The organism is Vallitalea sediminicola, from assembly GCF_054408565.1.
In genome coordinates this window covers 1-4,782 of the sequence record NZ_BTPT01000033.1, presented here as the reverse complement: position 1 = coordinate 4,782, position 4,782 = coordinate 1, and the positions used below count along the sequence as shown (strand labels likewise).

Sequence of the window (4,782 nt, the reverse complement as noted above, 5' to 3'; positions counted from 1 at the left end):
GTTTTACGGGTGGTGGTGATTGCCAAAATATAAGCGTGTAAAGTGACCTTCATCATAGAAGGTTATTTTTTTTTACCCAAAAGGGGGTACAAATCGCCGATTTTTTTCCTAACTTATGAAGGGACTTTTTTTATTCAAGTAAAATCTGAGAGCGTACGGCTTAGCTTTTGCTTTTTACATAGATAACTAAGTGATAAAAAGGAGATGATCACAATGAAATTCTTAGACAAACAACACCTATTGAATTATCACAAGATGATACAGAGAGACAATACCTATCCCACCGATCACGAGAGACAAGCCCTATTTTATATTCTTTCAGGTAACTTTGATCTAGCGAACAAGGTCAATCATATTTATGACTTTGATGATCATAGTATACGTCCTGAATGCTTGCAATCCACACAGGTTGATTTCTCATCAAGTGCCAAGAGTTTAATAAGATTATCCTTTAATCTATATAACAATTATGAAGATGGTTTCACAACACCACTAGATATTTTTCATAACCTTGATGATCGAAATTATGTCCTAGCATTTAATGCTATTCATGTAAGGTTTGGTGGTATGGAAGAAACCAAAGAACAGGATATTGAAAGAATAGAAGAAGAGGACGAACTAGAACTCTAGGAGGGCTGACATGGATACAGAGCTTAAATTAATCAGGATGGATACCATTGAAGCCATAGAAACAAAGTGGCTTTGGTATCCCTATATCCCCTTTGGCAAGATAACCATTATCCAGGGGAATCCAGGAGAAGGTAAAACCACTTTTATATTAGCTATAGCATCTACATTAACAACAGGAGGGACTTTGCCATTAGGTAAGGCGTTAGAGCCTTGTCATGTTATCTATCAGACGGCAGAGGATGGTCTAGGAGATACAGTTAAGCCTAGACTTATATCCAACAATGCTGATTGCTCAAAAGTGCTTGTTATTGATGAAAGTGAAAAAGAGTTGACTCTTACAGATGAACGTATTGAAGAAGCGATCAGGCAAATAGGTGCTAAATTACTCATTATAGATCCCATCCAAGCCTTTCTAGGAGCAAGAGTGGACATGCATCGAGCCAATGAAGTACGTCCCATCTTTAAGAAACTAGGGGATGTTGCAGAAAAAACAGGCTGTGCCATTGTCCTTATTGGTCATATGAATAAAAATATGGCAGGCAAGAGCCTTCACAGAGGATTAGGGTCAATTGATATAGCAGCTGCAAGAAGTGTATTAATGGTCGGTAGAATAAAAGATGATAAAGCATTAAGAGCAGTGGTACAGATCAAGAGTAATCTAGCTCCAGAAGGTTGTTCAATAGCTTTTGAACTGGATAGAGACAATGGTTTTAAATGGATTGGAGAATATAATATTGATGCAGATAGCTTACTACAAGGGACTGCACCTAATAATAGTCCGATACGTGAAGCTGAACACTTCATCAAGGCTATTCTAGCTGAAGGCAGTGTTAAAAGCTCTGTTATCTATACCAAAGCCAAAGAAGAAGGCATAGCCAAGAGAACACTGGATACAGCCAAGAAGAATCTGAAGGTGAAATCCAGTAGAATCAAAAACTACTGGGTATGGGCATTAGATTAACCATGCAACAATGCAAGAACAGGGTGTTTAGAGAAAGTGCATTCTTGAAATCAAGATTGCGTAGTTGTTAAGGGATGAGAAATTGCAATCTTGCATCCTATCCCTTATTTTTCTTTCAAAAACCCTATTCTCCACTGGCGAAAATCAAATGCCATTGGGGGAAAAGCAAATCATGGTCATAGAAGAATACATCTATCTTGATAGATGGCAAGCTTACTAAATGTGTTACTATCGTCACCATTTAGAGCTTGATGGGAAGTATCCCATACCCTCTTGTAGAAAAATATAAGATTACTCCACACCATCCATCAACATTGCAAAGGAGGAGATGCATTGATAAAAAACAAACATATAACCTTTCGAGTATCAGAGGAAGAGTACAATAAAATTGCTAAAAAAGCCAAACAAGCAGGCATGACAATCAGTCGCTATATTGCCCTTTCAGCATTAGGTAATACCATAACATCCATTGATGGTTTACCTGATGTAGAAAAACAACTGATCAAAATAGGTACGAACTTAAACCAAGCGGTCATGCTATGCCATCAAGGCAGAATAACAACGCTTGCTCTTGAATCCACAAGGGAGGAGTTAAAGAATATATGGCAGTGCTTGAATTTGTTAACCGAGGGAATAAAACGCTAACAGGACTCAAGAAGTCCATCAACTATATCACTCAACCCTCAAAAACAGAGCCCCATCTAATCTATGGAAAAGACTGCAATAGCGATAATGCCTATATGGAGATGAAAGCTATAAAACACAGTCATAATAAAATGACTGGCAGACAGTTTATACACTTCATACAATCCTTTGCAACATGGGAAGATGTATCGGTTGAAACGGTGCATGAAGTAGGTCAGAAGCTACTTGAGAACCCTGTATTTAATGGTTTTCAAGTAGTTATGGCTACCCATACTGACAAAGATCATTTGCATAACCACTGTATCATCAACACGGTCAACTATGAAACAGGCTATAAATGGCAACAGAATCCCAAACAGCTCCAAGAACTAAAGAACTACTCCGACACCATCATACGTGATTATGGGTTAACCGTTACACATGGTAAAAATAATCATCACATGAAATCAGGAGAATATAGGAGTTTAGTCAAGGTGAAAAGTTGGAAACATGAACTGGAGAAAACCATTGAAATCTGCAAGCATAATTCCATCAATAGGCAAGATTTTATTACCAACATGGAAGCCTTTGGCTACAAGGTGAAGTGGACAGACACACGAAAATATATCACCTTTACAACCCCTAGTGGGAAAAGATGCAGGGACAATAAGCTATCAGAAGACTATTCAAAAGACGCTATTGAAAGAAGATTAGGATTTAATCACAGCCTAGGAAATCGTCAGGACATGAAAAATACTGTAGATGGATGGTTAACAGCTATATCAAATCTTTTAACAAATAATGATCATGCAAATGATAAAAAGTATTATCCATTATCAACCATTGAATACAAAGACATGATAGCCAACATGAAACAAAATTCAGGATTAGATTGGGATAAACAGCAGAGCTATGAGGAGGAACTAGAAATGTAGATAGGAGGTCTATAAAATGCCTAAGAGACGCTTAAAACAATTCTTAAAGGGGCGTGAATAGATGACAAGATTACCAACAGGTAGAGCATTAAAAGCTATGGAAAACATTGATGTTTCAACGGTAAATAAACAAGAACTTGTTGATATAAGAGATGTCCATATAGAAAAGCACCAATCAAAAGAAGAAAAAATAAAAAGTTTCATTGATCAAGTTAAAAACCCCTATTGCTATAAATGTGGCAACGTGGTCGTCAAGGTGAGCTATGACAAAAACAAAGTAACCATGCAAGAGAAAATGAAACATTACCTATCAGATTTATAAACTTAGAAGCGTATATACCAAATTATGGACTTTGGGCTGTCCTTGTGGTATGATGCCATTAGGACAGCAGTACGCTACCCCTAAATGTTATATGTTTCTAAGTTAATTCTTATACATTTAGGAGGGCGCATTATGAACAAGAATATTGAAGAAAAAACCTATCATGTTGCCATGTATTTACGTTTATCCAAAGAAGATGGTGACAAAGCAGAAAGCGATAGTATCGCTAACCAACGAGAATTGATACAATCCTATCTTTCCAACAAGCCAAATATGCATCTCAAGTCCATAAGGATTGATGATGGTTATTCAGGTGTCAATTTTGAGCGTCCAGCCTTTCAAGCCATGATGGATGATATAAAATCTGGTCGTATTAATTGCGTCATTGTAAAAGACCTATCAAGAATGGGTAGAAACTACATTGATACAGGACGCTATCTTGAGCAAATATTTCCCTTTTTCAGCGTAAGATTTATAGCCATAAATGATGGCATTGACAGTTTCAATGAATCAACAATGGATAACATGTTAATACCTTTTAAGAACCTTATTAATGATGCCTATCTTAGAGATATTTCTATTAAGATCAGGAGTCAGTTTGATGTAAAGAGAAAAAAAGGTGAGTTTATCGGTTCGTTTAGTCCTTATGGTTACAAGAAATCTTCTGAACATCATAATAAACTGGTTATTGATGAAGAAGCGGCAGACACCGTAAGAACTATATTCAAATGGAAAAAAGAAGGCATGAGCCATCAAGGTATAGCTGATAAATTAAATAGCTTAGGTGTATTATCACCTATGGAATATAAAAAATCAAAGGGAAGCAATTTCAAAACCTCTTTTAAAGTTAATGATAAAGCCAAGTGGACTCATGTATCCGTCTTAAGGATACTAAAAGACGAAGTCTATATCGGCGTCATATCCCAAGGGAAAAGAGTCACAGTTAATTATAAAATCAAACAACGTATAGAGAAACCAAAAGAAGAATGGGTACGTGTAGAGGACGTACACGAGCCTATTATCTCTAAGGAACTATTCCAAACAGTACAAGAGGTACTTCTAAAAGATACACGTATAGCACCTAATAAGAAGAAAGTATATCTGTTTTCAGGTATGCTTATTTGTGGTGACTGTGGTAATTCAATGGTCAGGAAATCAGCAGTATCCGGTGAGAAAAAATATGTCTATTATGTTTGCAATACCTATAAGAATCAAAAGAAGTGTAGCAGTCATTCCATTAAAGAAGAAGCATTAAAAGAAACCATACTACATGTTATTCGTAAGCATATATGTAAATGCTATAATGAAAA

Annotated in this window: 6 protein-coding genes; all 6 read left to right on the top strand. The window is 36.4% G+C overall.

Annotated features, from left to right (window positions below; genetic code table 11):
- Positions 1-213: 213 nt before the first annotated feature.
- A complete protein-coding gene (locus tag ACX6CF_RS15195; protein ID WP_458786194.1) occupies positions 214-630 on the top strand; it encodes a DUF6075 family protein in 417 nt (138 codons plus the stop codon).
- Between the two features lie 10 nt (positions 631-640).
- Positions 641-1,591 carry an AAA family ATPase gene (locus ACX6CF_RS15190; protein ID WP_458786193.1) on the top strand — a complete coding sequence of 317 codons (951 nt, stop codon included), beginning with the start codon at positions 641-643 and terminating at the stop codon, positions 1,589-1,591.
- Positions 1,592-1,924: 333 nt separating this feature from the next.
- Positions 1,925-2,236: a plasmid mobilization protein gene (locus tag ACX6CF_RS15185; protein WP_458786192.1), complete on the top strand. Its 312-nt coding sequence runs from the start codon at positions 1,925-1,927 to the stop codon at positions 2,234-2,236.
- Positions 2,194-3,150, top strand: a complete 957-nt coding sequence (locus ACX6CF_RS15180; protein ID WP_458786191.1) for a relaxase/mobilization nuclease domain-containing protein — start codon at positions 2,194-2,196, stop codon at positions 3,148-3,150. The genes ACX6CF_RS15185 and ACX6CF_RS15180 overlap by 43 nt, the downstream gene beginning before the upstream one ends.
- A gap of 61 nt (positions 3,151-3,211) precedes the next feature.
- Positions 3,212-3,472 carry a DUF6870 family protein gene (locus ACX6CF_RS15175; RefSeq protein WP_458786190.1) on the top strand — a complete coding sequence of 87 codons (261 nt, stop codon included), beginning with the start codon at positions 3,212-3,214 and terminating at the stop codon, positions 3,470-3,472.
- 132 nt (positions 3,473-3,604) lie between these two features.
- Positions 3,605-4,782 (top strand): recombinase family protein (locus tag ACX6CF_RS15170; protein WP_458786189.1); only part of this gene is annotated, 1,178 nt, incomplete at its 3' end.